Source organism: Pseudomonas sp. FW300-N2F2 (assembly GCF_017351655.1).
GTDB classification, from domain to species: Bacteria; Pseudomonadota; Gammaproteobacteria; order Pseudomonadales; family Pseudomonadaceae; genus Aquipseudomonas; species Aquipseudomonas fluorescens_AA.
Window position 1 is genome coordinate 39,085 of record NZ_JACNDQ010000003.1, and the last position, 21,545, is coordinate 60,629.

16 protein-coding genes are annotated in these 21,545 nt (G+C 62.4%); 5 read left to right on the top strand and 11 right to left on the bottom strand.

All coding sequences use genetic code 11. The features are described from left to right. Positions 1–49 precede the first annotated feature (49 nt). On the bottom strand, positions 50–574 hold the full coding sequence (locus J4E63_RS21130; protein WP_207283262.1) for a DUF962 domain-containing protein: 525 nt from the start codon (positions 572–574) through the stop codon (positions 50–52). 87 nt (positions 575–661) lie between these two features. Between J4E63_RS21130 and J4E63_RS21135 the strand changes: the two genes are divergently transcribed. Beyond that, the gene (locus J4E63_RS21135) at positions 662–1,348 is read left to right on the top strand and encodes a Crp/Fnr family transcriptional regulator (RefSeq protein ID WP_207283263.1); all 687 of its coding nucleotides are present in this window, start codon (positions 662–664) and stop codon (positions 1,346–1,348) included. 199 nt (positions 1,349–1,547) lie between these two features. On the opposite strand, the gene J4E63_RS21140 is transcribed toward J4E63_RS21135, so the two are convergent. Beyond that, positions 1,548–2,552: an AraC family transcriptional regulator gene (locus J4E63_RS21140; protein ID WP_207283264.1), complete on the bottom strand. Its 1,005-nt coding sequence runs from the start codon at positions 2,550–2,552 to the stop codon at positions 1,548–1,550. 100 nt (positions 2,553–2,652) lie between these two features. Between J4E63_RS21140 and J4E63_RS21145 the strand changes: the two genes are divergently transcribed. After that, positions 2,653–3,726, top strand: coding sequence for a fatty acid desaturase (locus J4E63_RS21145; RefSeq protein WP_207283265.1), 1,074 nt, complete (start codon positions 2,653–2,655; stop codon positions 3,724–3,726). Between the two features lie 138 nt (positions 3,727–3,864). Here J4E63_RS21145 and J4E63_RS21150 read toward each other — a convergent pair whose 3' ends face one another. The 3 genes from J4E63_RS21150 to J4E63_RS21160 all read right to left on the bottom strand — a co-directional run bounded on the left by J4E63_RS21150 (position 3,865) and on the right by J4E63_RS21160 (position 7,945). Next, a complete protein-coding gene (locus tag J4E63_RS21150; protein WP_207283266.1) occupies positions 3,865–6,369 on the bottom strand; it encodes a TonB-dependent siderophore receptor in 2,505 nt (834 codons plus the stop codon). A gap of 84 nt (positions 6,370–6,453) precedes the next feature. Next, a complete protein-coding gene (locus J4E63_RS21155) occupies positions 6,454–7,455 on the bottom strand; it encodes a FecR domain-containing protein (protein ID WP_207283267.1) in 1,002 nt (333 codons plus the stop codon). Then, positions 7,445–7,945: a sigma-70 family RNA polymerase sigma factor gene (locus J4E63_RS21160; RefSeq protein ID WP_092176834.1), complete on the bottom strand. Its 501-nt coding sequence runs from the start codon at positions 7,943–7,945 to the stop codon at positions 7,445–7,447. Before J4E63_RS21160 ends, J4E63_RS21155 begins: the two co-directional genes overlap by 11 nt. A gap of 252 nt (positions 7,946–8,197) precedes the next feature. On the opposite strand from J4E63_RS21160, the gene J4E63_RS21165 reads away from it, so the two are divergent. Beyond that, a complete protein-coding gene (locus tag J4E63_RS21165; protein ID WP_207283268.1) occupies positions 8,198–10,078 on the top strand; it encodes a methyl-accepting chemotaxis protein in 1,881 nt (626 codons plus the stop codon). Between the two features lie 332 nt (positions 10,079–10,410). On the opposite strand, the gene J4E63_RS21170 is transcribed toward J4E63_RS21165, so the two are convergent. The 5 genes from J4E63_RS21170 to J4E63_RS21190 form a co-directional block, all read right to left on the bottom strand. Continuing rightward, positions 10,411–10,875 carry an SRPBCC family protein gene (locus tag J4E63_RS21170; protein WP_207283269.1) on the bottom strand — a complete coding sequence of 155 codons (465 nt, stop codon included), beginning with the start codon at positions 10,873–10,875 and terminating at the stop codon, positions 10,411–10,413. Positions 10,876–10,907: 32 nt separating this feature from the next. Then, a complete protein-coding gene (locus J4E63_RS21175; RefSeq protein ID WP_207283270.1) occupies positions 10,908–14,474 on the bottom strand; it encodes a non-ribosomal peptide synthetase in 3,567 nt (1,188 codons plus the stop codon). Positions 14,475–14,484: 10 nt separating this feature from the next. Beyond that, complete coding sequence (locus tag J4E63_RS21180) at positions 14,485–15,417, bottom strand: diiron oxygenase (protein ID WP_060739748.1); 933 nt, start codon at positions 15,415–15,417, stop codon at positions 14,485–14,487. Continuing rightward, complete coding sequence (locus tag J4E63_RS21185) at positions 15,414–16,190, bottom strand: DUF3050 domain-containing protein (protein ID WP_092204952.1); 777 nt, start codon at positions 16,188–16,190, stop codon at positions 15,414–15,416. The genes J4E63_RS21180 and J4E63_RS21185 overlap by 4 nt, the downstream gene beginning before the upstream one ends. Before the next feature lie 685 nt (positions 16,191–16,875). Next, positions 16,876–17,568: a GntR family transcriptional regulator gene (locus J4E63_RS21190; protein ID WP_207283271.1), complete on the bottom strand. Its 693-nt coding sequence runs from the start codon at positions 17,566–17,568 to the stop codon at positions 16,876–16,878. 271 nt (positions 17,569–17,839) lie between these two features. Between J4E63_RS21190 and lapG the strand changes: the two genes are divergently transcribed. Next, positions 17,840–18,463 carry a cysteine protease LapG gene (gene lapG / locus J4E63_RS21195; protein WP_371856198.1) on the top strand — a complete coding sequence of 208 codons (624 nt, stop codon included), beginning with the start codon at positions 17,840–17,842 and terminating at the stop codon, positions 18,461–18,463. Between the two features lie 14 nt (positions 18,464–18,477). Beyond that, on the top strand, positions 18,478–20,424 hold the full coding sequence (lapD, locus tag J4E63_RS21200; RefSeq protein WP_207283273.1) for a cyclic di-GMP receptor LapD: 1,947 nt from the start codon (positions 18,478–18,480) through the stop codon (positions 20,422–20,424). A 712-nt stretch (positions 20,425–21,136) separates the two neighbouring features. On the opposite strand, the gene J4E63_RS21205 is transcribed toward lapD, so the two are convergent. Beyond that, on the bottom strand, positions 21,137–21,475 hold the full coding sequence (locus J4E63_RS21205; protein WP_060739744.1) for a hypothetical protein: 339 nt from the start codon (positions 21,473–21,475) through the stop codon (positions 21,137–21,139). Positions 21,476–21,545: the final 70 nt, after the last annotated feature.

Here is a 21,545-nt window from a genome sequence, read left to right on the forward strand (position 1 = left end):
CCGAGCGCTATCGCGAGCAAGCTCGCTCCCACAGAGGGGCATGGTTTTTTCACGCCGCCGAACGCTGGTTGCGCACGGCAACCGGCCCGGCGCGCTCTTCGATGGCCCGCTTCAGTTCGCCGCGAAGCCCCAGCAGGAAGCCTGCTTCCACCACCACGAACAACGGCCCGACAATCAGCCCGGTGAGGTCGTCGACGAACGCCGGCTTGCGGCCTTCGTAATAGTGGCCGACGAACTGGATCACCCAGCCCACCACGAACATCCCCAGGCCACTGCTCAACCACACCGCTGTGCTTTGTGCGGCCAGTGTCTGACCCAGCCATACCGCCAGGCCCAGCAGCACCGTCATCAGCACACCCAGTCGCACTTCCAGGCGTAGATAGAACCAGGCACTGGCCACGGCCACCAGCAATGCCGGAGATATCAGGATCGCGCCCAGCGGCCAACCAGGTCGTGACAGCAGCACGGCGACGGCGACGAAGATCAGCGGAATCCCGATGAAATGACTGGCGATGTTGCGCGGGTCTCGGTGATAAGCAGCGTATTGACTGAGATGATCGACGAGGCTTTTCATTGTTGTTCCTCCTGAGGTGATGCCTGCATGATGCCCGGGTACCACGAGGCGTTCTGTCAGTTAGCCGACACTTGTCCCGGAGTTTCCATGAATTCGCATCCCTGGCACTCACACCTGATGGCCGGCCACTGGTACAGCCATCTGCCTGATGAGTTACAGAATAGTCTGCTGGGCATGGCGCGAGTGCGCCGCCTGCCAGCGGGGCATCGGCTGTTCCAGCGCGGCGATCCACCCTGTGGGCTGTATGCCGTGCTGGAAGGCGCGGTGCGCGTCGGTGCGGTGAACGAGCAGGGTAAGGAGGCGTTGCTGAGCGTGGTGGAGGCACCTCACTGGTTCGGTGAAATCTGCCTGTTCGATGGCCAGCCACGGACCCATGATGCGATCGTAGTGGGTCAATGTACGCTGCTGCACGTGCCCCAGGCGCCATTGCTGGCCTTCCTGCAAGCGCAACCGATCTATTGGCGGCATCTGGCATTGTTGATGAGTCACAAACTGCGCCTGACCTTCATCAACCTCGAACACCTGAGCCTGATGTCCGCCCCGGCCCGCGTGGCCCACCGCCTGCTGCTGATCGCCGAAGGCTACGGCGAAATCGAACCGCCGCGCCGGGTCTTGCAACTGCCTCAGGAGCAACTGGCGCTGATGCTCTCGCTGTCCCGCCAGACCACCAACCAGATCCTCAAGGACTTGCAGGCCCAAGGCATTCTCCACTTGGGGTATGGCGAGATCGAAATCCTCGACATCGAGCGATTGCGCGGGTTGACCACAATCTGAACCTGCCCTGGACCCTGTGGGAGCGAGCTTGCTCGCGAAGGCGACAGGTCAGTCGACATCAATATGGACTGATATACCGCCATCGCGAGCAAGCTCGCTCCCACAGGGGGGTTGTGTTGTCGCAGATATTGCGGTCACACCGTTCCCAATGTGGGAGCGAGCTTGCTCGCGATAGGGCCAGCCCAGCCAACGCAAATCCCTAGCGCAACCCATCCCGAAACTGCCCCGGCGTCATCCCGGTCCAGCGCTTGAACGCGCGGCTGAAGCTGCTGGTATCGGCAAAGCCCAGCAGGTAGCTGACTTCGCTCAGCGAACATTGGGGATCACGCAGGTGCAGCAGTGCGAGGTTTTCCCGGCATTCGTTGAGCAGTGCGTCGAAACGGCAGCCTTCGTCAGCCAGATGTCGTTGCAGGCTGCGCAGGCTCAGGTGCATGGCCTGGGCGATGCGTTCGGCGCTGGGTTCGCCTTCGGGCAGTTGGGCCTCGATGGCTGCGCGTACCTTGCGTTCCCAGGTCAGAGGCTTGAGCTGTGCGAGGGTGCGTTCGAGCACCGTTTCATTGTGCTCGGCCAGTTCGGGGTTGGCGTCGTCCAGGTGGCTGTCGAAGTCGCTGAGGTTGAACTCCAGGCAATCCAGGGCGGCGCCGAAATGCACCGGCGAGCGAAACACCTTGTGCCATGGGCTGGGGTCCGCCGGTTCCGGGCGGCGCAGGTACACCGCCAGTGGTGCGTAATCACGGCCGAGGCGGTTGCGACAGGTGCGCACGTAAATCGCCGCGAACGCATCGATGGCTTCAAAGGCCGGTGCCGGACTGCCCTGGGGCACATCGAGATTGAAGCGGTAGCGGTCTTCGCCGCGGCTCAGTTGCAGGGTCAGTGCATCGCTGACCACCGGGTGATAGCGCACGATCCGCTCGAACACTTCCCGCAGGCTGCCGCTGGCCACCAGGGCATAACCCAGTGCGTGAAACGTGGTGGGGCTGACGAAGCGCGACACCCGCAGGCCGATGGCCGGGTCGCCGCTGGCCTGCACCGCCAAGGCCCACAGGCGCGTGGTGGCCGAGAGCGGATAACGGGCGTTCGGGTCGTCCATCCATTGCGGGTCGAGACCCGCCTCGACGCACAGGGCATGGCTGTCCAGGCCCAATGCATCGAGCTGCTTGCGCAGGGCGCGGGTCCAACTGGCGAGGGAGGTCGGTTCCGTCATGACGATTGGCGCTTGCGGTCAACAGGTTGGCGTTTACGGCTACCACCCCATGGGACAACGCCCGGCAGGATGAGCACATCTCTAATAGAGGATGTAAGCCATGCACGGCACTTGCGCAAGCCCCGAGCGATTGAATGCACAACAACGAGCGGCCCATATTCGCCAGGTGGTCCTGGCCCGGGGCGATGAACTGCGCCAGCGTTATCCGATCCTGCGCCACCAGGATGCGTTGGGCGCGGGCATCCTGGCACTGGCCCTGGCTGGGATGATCGGTTCGGCGCTGCTCTACATCAACGGTTACCTGGCCGGGTGGGCGTGCCTGTTGCTCAACGGGTTTTTCGCGTCCCTGACCCACGAGCTGGAACACGACCTGATCCACAGCATGTATTTCCGCAAGCAGCGCCTGCCCCACAACCTGATGATGGGTCTGGTGTGGCTGGCGCGGCCGAGCACGATCAACCCGTGGATCCGCCGCCACCTGCACCTCAACCATCACAAGGTGTCCGGCAGCGAGGCCGACATGGAGGAGCGGGCGATCACCAACGGCGAACCCTGGGGGCTGGCGCGGTTGCTGATGGTGGGTGACAACGTGATGTCGGCCTTCATCCGCCTGCTGCGGGCCAAGACCTGGGTGCACAAGCGCAGCATCCTCAAGCGCACGCTGAAGGTTTATTTCCCGCTGGCGTTGCTGCACTGGGGCGCCTGGTATGTGTTCCTCGGTTTCCACGGGGCCAACGGTGTCGCCAGTCTGCTGGGGACTTCAATTGACTGGTCGGCCACCACGCTGGCGACGATGCGGGTGATCGACATCGCGGCGGTGGTGATCATCGGGCCGAACGTGTTGCGCACCTTCTGCCTGCATTTCGTCAGTTCGAACATGCATTACTACGGCGACATCGAGCCGGGCAATGTCATCCAGCAAACCCAGGTGCTCAATCCCTGGTGGTTGTGGCCGTTGCAGGCGTTCTGCTTCAACTTCGGCAGCAGTCATGGCATTCATCATTTCGTGGTGAAGGAACCGTTCTACATTCGCCAACTGACGGTGCCGGTGGCTCACAAGGTGATGCGGGAGATGGGCGTGCGGTTCAATGACTTCGGCACGTTCGGGCGGGCGAATCGGTTTGTGCGCCAGGAAGGTGTGGTGCGGGAGGAAGGGGATACGGTTCGGGTTTGAAGTTAACCCATCCGAAGGGCCAGAACAGAACCTGTGGCGAGGGAGCTTGCTCCCGCTGGGCTGCGCAGCAGCCCCAAAAAACGGGCCGCTTCGCGTCCAGCGGGAGCAAGCTCCCTCGCCACGGGGAACGGGTGACGCTTAGAACTGGTAACTCACCGTCGCCGCCACGTTGCGCTCTTCGCCCATGTAGCAATAGCTCAGGCTCGCGCACGAGGCGACGTAGCTTTCGTTCGTCAGGTTGTTCGCGTTCAGGCGCACGTCCACGCCCTTCAAGCCGACCTTGCCCAGGTCATACCCCATCGAGGCATCGAACAACGTGTAGGACGGCACCTTCATGGTGTTCTCCGCATCGGCCCAGCTATAGCCGACATAGCGCACGCCGCCACCCAGGCGCAGGCCATCGAGGGTGCCGCTGTCGAACTTGTAGTCCGCCCAGACCGAGGCCATGTGGCGAGGGGCCTGGGTCGGTGAGTTGCCCTTGTTTTCGATGATGTTGGTGGGCGTGCTGAGGGTGCTGACCATCGATTTCGAATATTCGATGTCGGTGAAGGTGTAGCTGCCCAGCACTTTGAATTGTTCGGTCAACTGCAGGTGCGCTTCCAGCTCCAGGCCCTGGGAGCGCACGGCACCGATGGCGCGGTAGAAGTTGTCCTGGGGCAGTTTGGTCGCCAGGTTTTCCTGGTCGATACGGAACAGCGAGGCGGTGTACAAATCATCCGTGCCCGGCGGCTGGTACTTCAACCCCAGTTCCCACTGCTTGCCATCGGTCGGCGGCAGCGGGTTGCCGGCGCTGTCGGCATAGGAGTTCGGGTTGAACGACTCGGAGTAGCTGATGTACGGCGCCAGGCCGTTGTCGAACAGGTACAGCGCCCCGGCACGGCCAGTGAGCTTGGTGCGTTTGTCGTTGATCTCGGTGCCTTTCGGACGACCGAACTCAGCGATGCGGTTCTCATCCGAGGTTTGCACCCAGTCCTGGCGCAGGCCGAGGGAGAAGCGCCACTTGTCCATTTCGATCAGGTCTTGCAGGTAGACGCCGGTCTGCTCCAGGCGCCGCAGGTAGCTGGTGGGGCTGAAGTAGGTGATGGCCGAGTTGCCGTAGACCGGGTCGAAGGCGTTGATCGGCGCCAGGCTGCCGCTGGTCCAGTCGACCACGGTTTTGCGTCGCTGGTAGTCGGCGCCCATCAGTACGGTGTGCTTGGTCGCGCCAGTGAAGAATTCAGCCTGCAGCATGTTGTCGACGATGAACGAATGGAGCTTTTCTTCGGCGCCGGTGTAGTAGCGGTTCAGCTCGTTGCTGGTGGGCGTGGTCCAGTCGTAGGCATAGACCTGATCGTTCTTGACCTCGGAATCCAGGTAACGGAAGTTCTGCCGGGCGGTGAAGACATCGTTGAAGCGGTGTTCGAATTGGTAGCCGAACGACTGCTGGTCACGCTCATAGCGGTCGATGCCGGGTTCGCCTTCGAAGAAGTGCTCGGAAATCCGTCGACCGTTGCGCTGATGCAAGGTGCCGTCGGCCGGCATGCCACCGTGGTAGCCGCCGTCGGGGTCATGCTGCAGGTAGGCTTGCAGGGTCAGCGAGGTGTCCTCGCTGAAGTCGATGTTCACCGTGGGGGCGAGGGCGAAGCGTTTTTCCTTGTTGTGGTCGAACTGGGTGTCGGAGCTGTCCGCCAGGCCGATCAGGCGATAGGTGATGCGTTTTTCGTCATCCACCGGGCCGCTGAAGTCGAAGCCCATGCCGCGCTGGCCCTGGGTGCCGACCGTGGCCTGGATCTGGTGATAGGCCTCGTACAGCGGCTTCTTGCTGGTCAGCGCCACCAGGCCGCCCGGCGAACTGCGGCCGTAGAGCACTGAGGACGGGCCCTTGAGAATGTCGACCCGCTCGAGGAAGTACGGATCGACCTGCATGGAGCTGTAGGTGCCGCTGTCGCCCATGGACTTGAGGCCGTCGAGGTAGATGTTATCCACCGAGCCGTCGTTGAAGCCGCGCATCGCCACATAGTCGTAGCGGTGGGTGGCGCCGTAGGGGTTGGTCAGCACGCCGGGGGTGTAGCGCATGGCCTGGGATACGGTTTGCGCGCCCTGGTCATCCATTTGTTCGCGGGTGACCACCGACACGCTCTGGGAGGTTTCCCGCAGGGCGGTACTGGTCTTGGTGGCGACCTGGCTATGGGTGGCGTTGTAGCCTTCCATGCTGCCCAAGGCGTTACCCAGGGCGAAGCCCTTGATGTCGGTGGTCGGCAATTCCAGTGTGCTGCCAGCGGTCTCGGTTTGCAGCACGTAGCTGCTGCCATCCTGGCTGACGGCAACCAGTCCTGAGCCGCTGAGCAACTGGCTCAGGGCCTGGTCGGGCGAATACTCGCCCTTGAGCCCCGGGGAGTGGACGCCGCCGGTTTGCGCCGGGGTGCTTGCCAGGGTGATCCCGGCCTGGCGGGCGAACTGGTTCAGCACATCGCTCAATGGGCCGGGGGCAATGTTGTAGCTCTGACGGCTGGCGGTGACGCCGTTTTGTGCGGCCACCGCGAGCATCGGCACGACGCTGACCCCCAGCGCCGTGGAGAACAGCGCGGCGTGAATCGCCTGGCGCAACAGGCCAGGTTGCGAAGAGAAGCCGAAGGGGTTCTTGAGAGGTACGCGCTCAGTCATTGTAGGTTCCGTAGGAGTCGCTGAAGGCAGATAAGGGGTGCTTACTGTCCTAGCCGGACGCCGGCCTGAAACCCGCCAAAAAAATCAAGCCAGGCGTTCCACCGTGATCCACCAACGGGTTCGATAGCGCAGCTGTACCGGGAGCGTGCGGGGCAGGACGGCCAGCAATTTGTCGGTGTCCTCCAAGCGGAACACCCCCGACAGGCGCAGGTCGGCAATCGACGCCGCGCAGTGCAGATAGCCCGGGCGGTAGCGTCCTACTTCATTGAGGAAGTCTTCCAGGCGCATGTTGCGCGTGACGATCAAGCCGTCAGCCCAGGCGCCTGCGTCCATGTCCAGCGGCGGCGCCAGGGCCGCTGTCGATGCAGTGATCAGATAGCTTTGCCCGGCCTCGACCTGGATGGGCGTACCAGCGCTGCTGGGGTGCGAACGGATGACGACTGGTCCGCTGGTGACGCTCAAGCGCGTGCAGTCGCTGTCCTGGCGCACGACGAAGCGCCCCTCCAGCCCTTCGAACAGGCCATGCCGGCTTTTCACCAGCAGCGGCCGCCCCGGGTCGCGGCCACAGGTGACCATGATTTCGCCGCGGGCCAGGGTAATCAGGCGCTGCCGGGCGCTGAAGTCCAGGTTGGCGGCGCTGTGGGTATTGAGTTCGAGCCGCGTGCCGTCCGGCAACTGGAAACCTCGGCGTTCACCCGTGGCGGTGGCGAAATCGGCATTCCACGCTTGCCAGCCCAGGTCCTTGCCCAGCCATGCCGCGCCGCTCACCACGGCGATGCCCGACAGCAACTTCAGGGCCTGGCGACGACTGAGGCGCTGGGCACTGTTTTCCAGGGTATCCAGGGCGACATGGGCACCGGGCACCGCCCGCAGGTTCGAGGTCAATTCGCTGTGCAGCGATTGCACCCGTTGCCAGGCCAGTTCGTGTTCAGGGTGGGCGGCGCGCCAGGTGTCGCACTGTTGGCGCAGGGTCGGGTGAGCGGTGTGATTGCGCAGGCGCAGCAGCCAGTTGATCGCCTGCCTGACCACCTGTTGCGACGGGCCGTTGCGGCGGCTCTGCAAGTGATCCGCCGGCTCAGCTTTCATAGCGCAACACATAGCAGTGGTACAGCGCATCGGCGACGTAGCGCTCCACCGAGCGCAGCGAGATGCCCATCTGTTCGGCGATCTGCTTGTACGTCAGGCCTTCGCACTGGGCCAACAGAAAGGCCCTGCGCACTTTCGGCTTGAGGCCTTCGAGCATCCGGGCAATGGCTTCGAGCAGTTCCAGGATCAAGGCCTGGGCTTCAGCGCCAGGGGTTTGGGCTGGCGGCAGGTGAGCGATGGTTTCCAGGTAGGCGCGTTCGATTTCCGCTCGCCGCCAATGGTCGATCACCAGGCCTTGGGCGATGGTGCGCAAAAAGGCACGTGGCGTCCTAAGCTCCAGGCGTTCGCTACGCTGCAACAGGCGCACGAAGGTGTCCTGGGCCAGGTCCGCCGCGTCGGCGGCATTGCCCAACCGGGTGCGCAGCCACGTATTGAGCCAGCCGTGATGCCGGCTGTAGAGCGCCTGTACTGCAAACTCGGGAGATGACATGGACGCAACAGCCTGGATGTTACAAATGATAATAGGTCGCATTGTCATCATCGCCCGGCGAATTTGCAACCACCGTTCGCCCGCCTTGTCCTCCCGTCGCCTATTTCTTCGAATCTCTAATTATTTGTACAGGCTTGCCGACAGACTGATATGCGTGCACCAAAGTGGAGCGAAGTGACAACCGCCCGCGCTGTTATATGGAACGTTGCAATCTGGAATGCACCCCCACTCCTTGCATAAGAAGCCCCCTCGATGAATCTAAAGTTCAGCCACAAAATCCTTCTCGCCGCCTCTGGTGTGGTGGTTCTGGCTTTTGCCCTGTTCACGCTCTACAACGATTATTTGCAGCGCAACACCATTGGTAGCAGCCTTGAGTCGTCCATCGAGCAATCCGGCGACCTGACGGCCAGCAGCATCCAGAACTGGATGAGTGGCCGGATACTGGTATTGGAAAACCTGGCGCAAAACATCGCGCATCAGGGGGCGGCTGCCGATTTGCCGGGGCTGGTCGACCAACCGGCGCTGACGTCCAACTTCCAGTTCACTTATGTGGGCCAGGCCAACGGTGTCTTCACCCAACGGCCTGACGCGAAAATGCCTGACGGCTACGACCCGCGTCAGCGCCCTTGGTACAAACAGGCGGTGACCGCCGATAAAACCATGCTGACCCCGCCTTATCTGGCGGCGGTGGGTGGCCTGGTGGTGACCGTTGCCCTGCCGGTGAAGCACAACGGCGAACTGCTCGGCGTGGTGGGCGGCGACTTGAGCCTGGAAACCCTGGTGAAAATCATCAATTCCGTGGACTTCGGTGGTATTGGCCATGCGTTCCTGGTGAGCGGCGACGGTCAGGTGATCGTCAGCCCGGATAAAGACCAAGTGATGAAAAACCTCAAGGACATCTACCCCGGCACCCCGGTGCGCATTGGCAAGGGTATCCAGGAGGTTGAGCTGAATGGGAAGGACCGCATTCTTTCGTTCACCCAGGTGGCGGGCCTGCCGAACGCCGAGTGGTACATCGGCCTGTCGATCGACAAGGCCAAGGCCTATGCGCCGTTGAGCCAGTTCCGTACGTCGGCGTTGATCGCGATGTTCGTCGCGGTGGCGGCCATTGCGTTGCTGCTGAGCATGCTGATCCAGGTATTGATGCGTCCGTTGACCACCATGGGTCGCGCCATGCAGGACATCGCCCAGGGCGAAGGCGATCTGACCCGACGCCTGGTGGTGCAGGGCAAGGATGAGTTCGCGGTGCTGGGTGGTTCGTTCAACCAGTTCGTGGAGCGGATTCATGCGTCGATCTCGGAAGTGTCTTCCGCTACCCGCCAGGTGCATGACCTGTCGCAGCGGGTGATGACTTCGTCCAACGCTTCGCTCGTCGGCTCGGATGAGCAGAGTGCGCGCACCAACAGCGTGGCCGCGGCCATCAACCAGTTGGGCGCCGCGACCCAGGAAATCGCGCGCAATGCCGCCGATGCCTCGCAGCATGCCAGCGGTGCCAGCGAACAGGCCGATGACGGTCGCCAGGTGGTGGAAAAAACCATCCAGGCCATGACCGAGCTGTCGCAGAAGATCAGCCTCTCGTGCACCCAGATCGAAACCCTGAACGCCAGTACCGACAACATCGGGCACATCCTGGACGTGATCAAGGGCATCTCCCAGCAAACCAACCTGCTGGCCTTGAACGCTGCCATCGAAGCGGCCCGTGCCGGTGAAGCCGGCCGCGGTTTTGCGGTGGTGGCCGATGAAGTGCGCAACCTGGCGCACCGTACCCAGGAGTCAGCGGAAGAAATCCACAAGATGATCACCTCGCTGCAAGTCGGCTCCCGTGAAGCGGTCACCACGATGAACGCCAGCCAGACCTCCAGCGAAGAAAGCGTGGAAGTGGCCAACCAGGCCGGTCTGCGGTTGGTCAGCGTGACGCAGCGCATTGGTGAGATCGACGGCATGAACCAGTCGGTGGCCGCCGCGACCGAAGAACAGACCGCCGTGGTCGAAACCCTCAACATGGATGTCAGCCACATCAACCTGCTGAACCAGCAAAGCGTGGCCAACCTCAATGAAACCCTGAAGGATTGCGATGCCTTGTCCCAACAGGCCAATCGACTGAAGCAACTGGTGGACAGCTTCAAGATCTGACCCCAGCCGCAAGCCGAGCCACCGCCATCGCGAGCAAGCTCGCTCCCACAGGGGATTGGCGGTGAGCCTGGGTCTTGGGTTCACGCCAACTCAATGTGGGAGCGAGCTTGCTCGCGATGGCGTCGGTACAGCCACCATCACCGCCAACAGACCCGCCGCTTTCGCGAGCAAGCTCGCTCCCACACTGGAATGAGTGGTGGACACAAACCCTGTCTCCACCCGAGAACCCTTGTGGGAGCGAGCTTGCTCGCGATGGCGGCAGCCCAGCCAACATCACCGCCAACTGACCCGCCGCTTTCGCGAGCAAGCCCGCTCCCACAGGGGGCTGGTGCTTACTTGAACATCTCCTGCACATTCCCCACCGCCTCATCGGCGAAGCCCTGGAGGAAATCCCTGAAGCCCGACGGGGTGTGGGCGTCGGTGTGGTCGGCGATGATGGTCCAGGTGGCGCGGCAGCGGTTGTCCGCCAGGGGGTCGACGCGCATGGCCGCCCACAGGTTGTCGATGCCCAGGGTGTTGTAGATCAGCGTCCAGGTCATGTGCATGGCCTGGTCGTCACGGCTGTTGAGCTGTTCCACCACCAGGTTCTGCCCATCGCGGAAGAATTTCTTGCGCAGGGACCTCACGCCTTCGCCGGTCATTTCGATGTGCTCCAGCGCCGGGATGAAGCGGTTGAATCCGCCAAAATCACCCACCACGTCCCAGACGCGCGCCGCGTCGGCCGTGACCTCCACCGAGGTTTCGACCTGGCAGGCGTGGGGGTTTTTGATCAGGGTGTCGGGTTGCAATGCACTCATGGTCTTGCTCCTTGCTTTGGGTTGAGGGTGTTTCAAATGAAGTCGATGGCCTTGAGGTAGTCGGCGCCGCGACGTAGCAGGGCCGGGGACTTTTCCGGATAGCTGGCGCCCATCTGCCGCACGCCGGCGCGGGCGTTGTCGTGGCTGATCAGTGAGATGTCGCCGATGTCTTCCTCGAAGCCGTTGAGGTAGAAACCCAGCACGCCAAACAACGCATTGTCGGCATCGACCCGCGCCAGTTGCCGTTGCCACTCGGCGACGCTCACCAGCGAAAATTCCCGGCCGCTGTCGCGGAACGACGCGACGTAAGCGTCCCAGCTCAAAGGCTGCGGGTTGTGCAGGTTGAACACCGCTTGGGTGGGCTGGTAGCGGCTGGCGTGGAAGGCGATGAAGCGGGCCAGGAAATCCACCGGCATCAGGTCGAAATTGAGTGACAGGTCTGGCACCTGGCCGAGCTGGATCGAGCCCTTGAGCATCAGCATCAAGCGATTCTTGTGGGGCTGGCAGACCCCGGTCAGGCTGTTGAAGCTGATGTTGCCGGGGCGGAACAGGTTGACCCACACCCCGCGATCGCGGGCCCGTTGCAGGATCCGTTCGCCGACCCATTTGGACAGGTTGTAGCCGTTCTTGATGTAGATCGGCGGCGTCTCGGCGGCAGGCTGTTCCAGCACCTGGCCATCGGCATCCAAAGCACTGGAGGCGGACAGCGTGGAGACGAAATTGAAGATTTTCTTGCTGCGCCCTTCACACAGGCGCAGGCACTCGAAAATCGGCTCGACGTTGTCCCGTGCCAACGACGCGTAGTCGAGTACATGGTTGACGTGGGCGGCGTTGTGCACCAGCGCGCCGAAAGTGCTATCGATGCGGGCGTAGACGTCGTCCGGCAAACCCAATTGCGGTTGGGTGATGTCGGCGGCATACACGCTGACGCGGTCCAGGTCCAGGTGGGTCAGGTGATTGTCCCGCAAGGCCTGGGAGAAACGTTCGGCCGCGCTGTGTTCGGCGCTCCCGCGCACCAGGCACGCGACTTCCGTGGCGCCCCAGGCCAGCAGCGCTTCGACGATGTGCACGCCGAGAAAGCTGTTGGCGCCGGTCACCACCACCTTGTGCACATCGCCGCATTGGCTGATGGGCAGCGGATCGAGGTTGAGCTCGGCCTCGGCATCGATGAAGGCCTGGGGGCTGAGGGTCGATGCGCTGCTGTGCTCCGGGTCGTCCAGCAACTTCGCCAAGGTCATCAGCGTCGGCGCCTCGATGAAGCGGTTGATCGACAGGCTGCGGCCGAACACCTGGCGGATGCTCAGCAGCAGGCGCGACAGCAGGATCGAGTGCCCGCCAAGGTTGAAGAAGCTCTCGTCGGTGGCGATGTCGTCGACCGGCAATTCAAGCAGCTCGGCCCACAGTTGCTGCAGTTGTGTTTCCAGGGCGTTCTGCGGTTGGCGCCGTTGGCCGTCGACGTGCACCTGCACCGCCATGGCGAGCAATGCCCGGCGATCGACCTTGCCGTTGCTGGTGTAGGGCAGGCTGGGCAATTCGACGTAGGCCGCCGGGTGCATGTAGCTGGGCAAGCTGTTCTGCACGTGCTCGCGCAGCGCCTGGAGGGCTGCGCCGGGGGGCGTCTGTTCGGAGTGAACCAGGAACGCCAGGATCCGCCGCTTTTCATCGACCCCCACCGCTACCTGGCGAAACAGCTGGCTGTCGCGCAGGCAGTGCTCGATTTCCTCGGGCTCGACCCGAAAGCCGCGGATCTTTACCTGGTTATCGCGGCGGCCGCACAGTTCGATGCCGTTGTCGGTCCACTGGCCGATATCGCCGGTGCGATAGACCCGCAGCGCTTGCCCGGTGGGCAGCGCCAGGTCGAGGTAACGCGTCGCGGTCAGCGCCGGGTCGTTCAGATAGCCGAGGCCGACGCCCGGGCCGGCGATGTACAACTCGCCGGGGGCACCTTGGGGAACCGGTTGCAACTGTTCGTCCAGGATCAGGACCCGGCCATTGGCGATGGGCACGCCGAGGTTGCGGTTGTTGTCGCCGACACCGAACTGGCGTGTGGTCGCCAGCACCGTGGTTTCGGTCGGGCCGTAGATGTTGTGGAACCGGCATTGGGGCGCGAGTTGTTCGATCACGAAAGGCTCGCAGACATCGCCACCGGTGATCAGGTGCGTCAGGCCCAGCTGCGCATCGAGGGGCATGACGCTCAGCAGCGCAGGCGGTAGAAAGGCGTGGCTGACATGCTGCTGGTGAATCAACGCGACCAATTGCTGCGGGTCGCGGCGCTGGTCTTCGCTGGGCACCACCAGCAGGGCGCCGTGGATGAAGGTCGGCAGGATATCCAGCAGCGACGCGTCAAAGTTGATGGTGGAAAACTGCAACGCCCGGCTGTCGCGCTGCAACCCGACGTAGTCGCCGTACCAGGCACAGAAATGGCTGAGGTTGCGGTGGCTGAGCAATACGCCTTTGGGTTGGCCGGTGGTGCCGGAGGTGTAGATCGCCACGGCCGGTTCGTCGATGTTCACCGTGCGCCGGATCAGCGAAACCGGGATGCCGGGCTTGGGCGCTGGCAGTTGATGGACATTCAGCGTTGGCAGCGAGAGGTCGCCGAGGTCGCTGTTGCCGTCGTGCAGCAGCAGGTCCGCCCGAGCATTCTCCAGGATAAAGCGTCGACGTTGCGCCGGGTGTTGCGGGTCCAGCGGCAGGTACACCGCGCCGCAACCCAGCACTGCGAGGATCGCCGCGTACAGGTGTGCGGACTTGGGCAGGCACACACCGATCACCTTGTGGGAGGAAGACCTGTGGGAGGAAGGCTTGCCCCCGATGAACGATGACGCGGTTTGGTTGAGAACCTCGGTGTCTTCATCGCGGGCAAGCCTTGCTCCCACAGGTTCAGTGCTCTCTGCCCCCACAGGTTCAGCTCTCCCTGCTCCTATAGGTCCGGCGCTTTGCAGTGTTTCCAGCATCGGCTGTTGCATCCCCAGCGCCAGGCGGCGCAAGGATTTGTAGTCGATGAATTGCTCATCGACCCACAAGGCCGGTTGCGTGGCGTCATCGAGCAGGCGCTGTTCGATGCTGTGCATCACCGGCACGTCGGCGGCAGCCAGCAGCCAGGGCACCGCCGGCCGATTGAGGCCGTGCTCGAAGGCCAGCGGCTCCAGCGCATCGAGCCCGAGCAGGGGCGGGTCGACCGCGTCAGCGTGGACCGTTGGCCAGTGATTGAAACAGGTTTCGTCCCGGGATAACTGGCTGACCAGCCGTGCGCCGGTCTCGACCAGCGTCGCCAGCGTACGCAGGCGCAAGGACTGGCCATTGCCATCGCGTTGCGGCGCGATCACTTCCTGGCACAACAGCCGCTGCGCACCGTCGTGGAAAACCAGCACCGGTTGCGGCAGTGCCTCACCGGGCAGCGTGCACAGGGCCACGCGGATCTGGAGGCATGAACGGGCTTCAATGGCTCGCGGTGTCGTCCCGTCGTCGATCAACAGGTCGACCGCGTCGTGGCCGGCCGGCGAGTGCCGAACCACTGCGTGGCCGTGCAGTTCCAGTTCCCGGGCCAGTTCGGCCATGGCCTGGCTGATGCCAGGCACTGCAATGTCGAGGCGTCTCATCGAAAGGTCCTCATGGGGTCAGGTAATCGGCAAGGGCGTCGCGTACGCAGGGGGACGCGAGCATCGAGCTGCCGCGGAAAAAGCGCGTGATGTTGCCCACCAACGGGTGAAAGCGATTGATGGGGTACGCCAGCGCACTGGCGTCTTCACGCAGCGATTGGCGTACCGATTCGTCGACGGGCAGGTGCGCGATCAGCTCGAAGTCGAACGCTTGTTGCAGGTCGCTCGCCAGGTACTGGGCGATGAAACCGGGCATCAAGTGTGCGATCGCCGCGCGATCCTCTTCGGGTGCGGTGCGCCAGTAGATCTGTACCAGTCGCGTCCAGAAACCGGAGTGCCGGCCCTCGTCGAGCAAGTGGTCGGCCATCAACCCCTTGATCGAGGCCTTGACCGAATCGTCCCGGGCGAAGGCGGCCACTTCGTTGGTCACGGTGTTCTCGGCAATGGCGATGCAGATCAGCTCCACGGCGCTGAGCAAATGCTCCGGCGCTCGGGCCAGGGTCGCCGGTATGGCGCGGCTGAGTTCGATCTGCCCCGGCAACGGGATGGGATCGATGCCGGTCATGTCGATGGTCTGCTGCATGAAGTCCATCGCCACCAGCGCGTGGTAATCCTCGTCCACCACCACGGTCATCGCGTCGTAGCGGCAGGCGAACGGGAATTCGATGCCGAAGCGGTTCTTGGCGATGCGCCGGGCGGTGTGGTCCACCAGTTCGGTCTCGAAAATCACCACGTCGTTGATGAACTTGTAGAGGCTCTGCACCAGCACAAAGTCGCGCAGTTGCGCACAGTGGCTGAGGAAGGTCTGGCTGTGCACCAGCGGTTGGCGGCTCATGGGGAAGATCAGCTTGTCGTCGTCTTCGACCCGGCGCCGTGGCCGAGTACGGATCGTGGCGCGGCTCTCCCAGGCGTCGGCGAAGGATTGGTAGGGGATGGCGTTCATGGCATCACCTGCGCAACCGGTTGGGTCATGCTTTGGCGCAGGCCGTCCCACAGGGCGGCGCGGCTGTGGACGGCGGCGAGTGCGGCGGCCAGGACTTCGGTTTCGCGCTGCGGGTCGCCATCGATCAGCCGTGCCAACAGTTTTTCTGCCGCCGGCCCGTGGTCTTCGGAATCGACTTCGATGTGCCGTTGCAGGTAGTAACGAAAGGTCGGTGCCTGATCCAGGCCAATGCCCCAGGCGTCCAACATGCGCTGGAACATCTGCGGGATGACACTCTCGCGACCGTGCACGAAGGCGGCGGCCACGCTGTGGGCCGGGGCGTGCAGGGCGGTGTGCAAGGTCTGGCGGACGAACCGTGCCGCCGCCGGTTCGACCTCGACACTGTCCAGCGCGGTCTCGGGGCTGACGCCTTCTTGCTGCAGGGTGATGAACTGCTCGATGGCGCGGGTATCGGCACCGATTTCCCGCATGGCGTCCAGGTACAGTTCGAAATGGCTGCAATAGCCGGCGCCAGGGCGGTCATCCGACTCTTCCCCCAGCACGATCTCATTGATCAAGCGGGCCGCGTGGGGGTCGGCCGGCGGTAGCCAGGGCAGGTGGACACAGGTGAGCTCGCGTTGCAGTCGCTTGGTCAGCGACATGAAGTCCCAGACGGCAAAGACATGGCTTTCCATAAAGCGGCGCAACAGATCGATTGATGTAATCTCGGAAAAAACCGGGTGTTGGCCAAGTTCGTGTTTTTTTAGAGATAGTTGTTCTTTGGATGGCTGCATTGGAACGTCCTCATCAATGATGTTTTGTCCGGAAGGCGGCTCGTTAGTTAGTGAGGGCGAGCGGGTGCCTGAACCGAAATCCATGAATTGCCAAAGTGGCTTAAGTATTCTCTTTTAATCGTGCTTTCGGCTTGCGATGCCCTTGTTTGCTTGGGTTTTCGCAAATCGGAAGGGCCGCTGTTAACGCGGCGAATAAAAAACTAATACACGGAACAAGTAGGCGGCAAGTACTTTTTTAATTATTTAAAGTGGCTGTTTTATTGGGCGCGAAGAGGGCTTTTAAAACTTTTAATATAAGTTTTATTGGGGCGAAGAAGCTCCTTCCGATTTAGGAGTATCAGAATCGAATAGTTCGAGTGAATGCCTCACTCGGAGCACTTCAGGGATCGGGGAATAAGGAAGTTTTATTTTTATGGGCAGGACGTCGGTCGGACATCCGATCATCCCGCCGGTTGGACGACGCTCCTTGCGTATTGGCTTCGATTCGCCTGGCCTCAGCCAGGCGTTGACTTCTTCAGGTCTGTTTTGAATCGACAAGCGCAAGAGTGAGCCCAAATCGATGGCAGTGCCATTGAACTGATGGGGCGACGAGACGCGGCCACGGCCAGGCCGCGCCGTGCTGGCGACAAGTGAGTCGGAAGGATATGTAAGAAATTTTTACGCCGGACGGAGCGCCGACGTGGGATCACAGCTTCGACGGCTGTTCCAAGTACCGGCGCATGGTGACAGAGGCTTTTTCCAGGTGCAGTTCCAGCAATACGATCGCGTTATCGATGTCTTTGGCCCGTGCGGCCTCGAGCAGCGCGCGATGATCGTCCTGGCTCAACTTGCCCAGGCCCATGGACGACAGATGAAAGCGCAGAAAGCGCTCTTCTTCATTGAGCTCGCGCTCGATCAGGTCCAGCAGCTTGCCGTTGGGTGCCTTGTGATAAAGCGACATGTGGAACAGCCGGTTGAGCTTGCCGATCTCGGCGTGCTCGGTTTCCGTTTCCAGTTGTTCGATGTATTGGGCGGCCAGTTCCAGGTCGCTGTCATCGAGCAAGGGGATGGACAGGCGCAAGGCGAAAGACTCCAGGACCGAACGCAGGGCGTAGGTTTCTACCGCATTGTTGGTGATCAACGGCGCCACGACGGCGCCCTTGTGCTGAACCACATTGAGCAGCGACTGCGCTTCGAGCTGGCGCAACGCCTCGCGCACCGGCATGCGGCTCACGCCGAACAGGTCGGCCAGTTCCTGCTGGCGCAGGGCGGTACCGCAAGGCAAGCGTCCATCGAGGATGGCCTCGCGCAGAGACTCTTCGATGATCGAGCGTGCCTGGTCAGCGGGAATGGGACCGTTGATCTGGATAGTGCTGAGCGGTTTGGGCTTCTGTGTCACGACAACGCACCCTGATTGGTAGTAAAAATTGGATCCAGGCTCACGTTAGTCACAGGTTGGCGAGCCGTCAAAGTCTCTCGTCTGGAGGTTCCTGAACTAAAGTTTAGTCTGCCTGTGGTGATTGCACCTTGCCATTGTCTTTTAGTGGGCCAGGCGTCACCATCCAACGAATTTCCAACGACCCTTTTCGGACGTATTTCCCTTGGCTGCATCGTTCCCTGTCCTCAGGTCCTTGCGCTGGCTGTGTTCGGCATTGTTGCTGGCCGGCCTGATGCTGGGCGGCCTGCAGGCCGACTGGGACTTTGCGCAGATCAGCCGGCGGGCGCAAGCGTTATATGGTCCGCTGGGGGAAGGACAGCAACGGATCGACGCGTGGCAGCAATTGCTGGCGACCCAGAAACAGATCCCGGAACTGGAACAGCTCAAGGTGGTGAACCTGTTTTTCAACAAACAGGTGCGCTACGTGGAAGACATCGACCTGTGGCGTGAAGTCGACTATTGGGAAACGCCGATCCAGGCCCTGTGGAAGGGCGCCGGCGATTGTGAAGACTACGCCATCGCCAAGTATTTCAGCCTGCGCCATCTCGGGGTGTCCAGTGACAAGCTGCGCATCACCTACGTCAAGGCCTTGCGGCAGAACCGTGCCCACATGGTGCTCACCTATTACGCCACGCCCGAGGCGATGCCGCTGGTACTCGACAGCCTGATCGACGGGATCCTGCCGGCCAGCCAGCGAACCGACTTGCTCCCGGTCTACTCTTTCAATGCCGAAGGGCTGTGGCTGCCGGGCGCCAAGGGCAACAAGAAAGTGGGTGACACCAAGCGCCTGTCCCGGTGGCAGGATGTGTTGAAGAAAATGCAGGCCGAAGGTTTTCCGGTCGAGACGACTAACTAGGAGCGCGCGCTCAGATGTCCTTGTTCAAACAGCTGTTGATCGCTATCTGTCTGTTCCTGGTGGTTGCCTTCAGCGGCAGCTTCATGGTCAGCCTGGAGAGCTCGCGGGCCCAGTACGTCAACCAGTTGCGCTCCCACGCCCAGGACGCGGCCACGGCGCTGGCGCTCTCGCTGACGCCGAACATCGACGACCCGGCGATGGTGGAACTGATGGTCAGTTCGATCTTCGACAGCGGCTACTACGCCAGCATCCGCGTGGTCGACGTGGCCACCGACAAGACCCTGGTCGAGCGCACCGGCACGCCGGACGCCGGCAGCGTGCCGCAATGGTTCGTCAAGCTGATCGGCCTGGAACCAGCCGGTGGCGACGCCATCGTCAGTCGCGGCTGGGAGCAGGCGGCGCGGGTCGAAGTGATCAGCCACCCGATGTTCGCCCTCGCCAAGCTGTGGCAAAGCGCGTTGGGCAGCCTGGGTTGGCTGTTGCTGTGTGGCGCCGTGAGCGCGGTGCTGGGGGCCTTGCTGCTGCGTCGCCAGCTCAAGCCGCTGGACTACATGGTGCATCAGTCCCATGCCATTGCCCGACGTGAGTTCCTGAGCCTGCCGGAGTTGCCCCGTACGCCTGAGTTGCGGCGGGTGGTGCAGGCGATGAACCAGATGGTCGAGAAGCTCAAGGCGCTGTTTCAGGAGCAGGCCGAGCGCAGCGAGAAACTGCGGGTCGAGTCCTACCAGGACACCCTCACGGGCCTGGCCAACCGGCGCTACTTCGAAATGCAGCTCAACGCCCGGGTGAGTAACCCGGAGCAGGCCAGTTCCGGTTATCTGCTGTTGCTGCGGGTCAAGGACCTGGCCGGTTTGAACCAGCGGTTGGGCGGGCAGCGCACTGACCAGCTGTTGATAGCGGTGGGTGAGCAATTGCAGCGTGAGTGCGCCCGCTACCCGGAAACCCTCAACCTGGTCACGCGTATTCGCGGCGGCGAGTTCGCGGTGCTGGCTCCCGGGCTGGTGCGCGAGGAGGCGCTGCAACTGGCGCAGAACCTCGAAGCAGCCCTGACGAGCCTGCATGCCACTGGCGCGACGGACGTGGCTTCGGTGGCCTCTATCGGGTTGGCGCCGTTTGTCCACGGCGACTCGCCCCAAGCGGTGCTCCAGCTTGCCGACCAGGCCCTGGCCCAGGCCGAGAGCCAGGGTGAGCCGGGTTGGGCGTGTCTGGACCACAGCGCGTCGGCCAGTGTTGGCGACGATCACCATGCCTGGCACACCTTGCTCGACCAGGCTTTGAGTCATCAGCGCTTCGAGCTGTACTTCCAGCCGGTGGTGGCCGCCCAGGACACCCAGGTGGTGTTGCATTACAAAGTGTTGTCGCGGTTGTTGGACGAGCAGGGCCAGACCATCCCCGCCGGGCGTTTCCTGCCCTGGTTGGAGCGCTTCGGCTGGACCGCGCGCCTGGACCGTTTGATGCTCGAGCAAGTGCTCAGGCAAATGGCCGGGCATGAACAGTCCCTGGCGTTGAACCTGTCTTCGGCGACCTTGGCCGATCCTCAGGCGCTGAACAAGATCTTTGAGATCCTGCGGGCCCATTCCAACCTTGGGTCGCGCTTGACCCTGGAGATTGGTGAAGAGCAATTGCCGGAGCAGGCCGTGCTGGAGCAGTTGACCCGGCAATTGCGTGAGCTGGGCTTTTCCCTGAGCTTGCAGCGTTTTGGTGGGCGCTTCAGCATGATCGGCAACTTGTCGCGGCTGGGGTTGGCTTACTTGAAAATCGATGGCAGTTATATCCGCGCCATTGATCAGGAAAGTGACAAGCGTTTGTTCATCGAGGCTATTCAGCGTGCTGCTCACAGTATCGATTTGCCGTTGATTGCCGAGCGGGTGGAGACGGAGGGGGAGTTGGCGGTGATTCGGGAGATGGGGTTGTTTGGGGTGCAGGGGCAGTTGGTTGGGGAGCCTCGGCGTTGGGGGTGAGGCTTGTTGACGAGGCGGCCTGGTAGCCGGCCTGGATGTTTGTTGGCCGAGTGTATATCCATTGCTGCGGTAACGGCGGCTGGCGGTTACGCCCTTACGGCGTGTCACTTTTGGCAAACGCCCCAAAAGTAACCAAAAGGTCTTTGCCCCACCACTCGGCACCTCGCCTAGGCTCGGTGTGCCCTCACTCCGGCATTGCTCCGTGGGCCCGCCGCGAAGGGCCATCCATGGCCCAGCGCGGCTATCCCGGCATCCATGCCGGGATGCCCACTGCGCAATGCCTGCGTTCGGCCAGCGTGGTTAACGGGGCCCCCAGATCAAAAGCCAGGACGAGGCGGCCTTATAGCCGACCTGGTTCTCACGGTCGTACACCCGTCAGATCTGTGGGAGCGAGCTTGCTCGCGAAGGCGGCACATTCAGCATTGATGCAAGCAGACCCACCGCCATCGCGAGCAAGCTCGGCTCCCACAGGGCTCGGCGGTGGACACACATCCTATAAACGACCAAAAACCTGTGTGGGAGCGAGCTTGCTCGCGATAGCGTCAGCCCAGACAACACGACCCCCTGTGGCGAGGGAGCTTGCTCCCGCTGGCCTGCGAAGCAGGCCCCCAGCAGCTCTTCAGGCAGACCGCGTTGCCTGGTTTTGCGACTGCTGCGCAGCCGAGCGGGAGCAAGCTCCCTCGCCACAGGGATCGGGTTGTGTCATTTGAGGCTAGATCAACCCCTTCTCATCATCGTCGATCAACCGGCTCAACCCGCCCAGTGCTTCCCGGGCCTGGGTGCGGTCCATCAGCTTGGCCTGGGCCGCTGCTGGCAGGTCGGTGACGCGGATGACGCCTTTGCTGGTCAGCACCTGGATCAAGTCATCGAGTACCCGGATCATCTCCAGGTCGCTCTGCTTGAGTTGCTTGAGGCTGTTTTCCACCGCCTGGTTGGCGAACCAGTCCTGGATCTCGTGGCTGTCGGCCGGCAAGGTCTCGGTGGCTTCGGCATAAGCGGTGGCTTCTACGCGCACCAGCAGGCCTTGTGCATCGCGTTGCACATAAAACATCGGGCATCCCTCATGTATGAAGCGGCGTCATGCTGGGCAGCATAGGCCAACTGTGGGGGAGTATGAACAC

Excerpts from the sequence above, each read along its gene's own strand:
- J4E63_RS21145 (WP_207283265.1), top strand. The coding sequence starts at position 2,653 with ATGCACGGCACTTGCGCAAGCCCCGAGCGATTGAATGCACAACAACGA.
- J4E63_RS21135 (WP_207283263.1), top strand. The coding sequence starts at position 662 with ATGAATTCGCATCCCTGGCACTCACACCTGATGGCCGGCCACTGGTAC.
- lapG (WP_371856198.1), top strand. The coding sequence starts at position 17,840 with ATGCTGGGCGGCCTGCAGGCCGACTGGGACTTTGCGCAGATCAGCCGG.
- J4E63_RS21155 (WP_207283267.1), bottom strand. The coding sequence starts at position 7,455 with ATGAAAGCTGAGCCGGCGGATCACTTGCAGAGCCGCCGCAACGGCCCG.
- J4E63_RS21160 (WP_092176834.1), bottom strand. The coding sequence starts at position 7,945 with ATGTCATCTCCCGAGTTTGCAGTACAGGCGCTCTACAGCCGGCATCAC.
- J4E63_RS21180 (WP_060739748.1), bottom strand. The coding sequence starts at position 15,417 with ATGAACGCCATCCCCTACCAATCCTTCGCCGACGCCTGGGAGAGCCGC.
- J4E63_RS21130 (WP_207283262.1), bottom strand. The coding sequence starts at position 574 with ATGAAAAGCCTCGTCGATCATCTCAGTCAATACGCTGCTTATCACCGA.
- J4E63_RS21185 (WP_092204952.1), bottom strand. The coding sequence starts at position 16,190 with ATGCAGCCATCCAAAGAACAACTATCTCTAAAAAAACACGAACTTGGC.
- J4E63_RS21150 (WP_207283266.1), bottom strand. The coding sequence starts at position 6,369 with ATGACTGAGCGCGTACCTCTCAAGAACCCCTTCGGCTTCTCTTCGCAA.
- lapD (WP_207283273.1), top strand. The coding sequence starts at position 18,478 with ATGTCCTTGTTCAAACAGCTGTTGATCGCTATCTGTCTGTTCCTGGTG.
- J4E63_RS21175 (WP_207283270.1), bottom strand. The coding sequence starts at position 14,474 with ATGAGACGCCTCGACATTGCAGTGCCTGGCATCAGCCAGGCCATGGCC.
- J4E63_RS21140 (WP_207283264.1), bottom strand. The coding sequence starts at position 2,552 with ATGACGGAACCGACCTCCCTCGCCAGTTGGACCCGCGCCCTGCGCAAG.
- J4E63_RS21165 (WP_207283268.1), top strand. The coding sequence starts at position 8,198 with ATGAATCTAAAGTTCAGCCACAAAATCCTTCTCGCCGCCTCTGGTGTG.
- J4E63_RS21205 (WP_060739744.1), bottom strand. The coding sequence starts at position 21,475 with ATGTTTTATGTGCAACGCGATGCACAAGGCCTGCTGGTGCGCGTAGAA.
- J4E63_RS21170 (WP_207283269.1), bottom strand. The coding sequence starts at position 10,875 with ATGAGTGCATTGCAACCCGACACCCTGATCAAAAACCCCCACGCCTGC.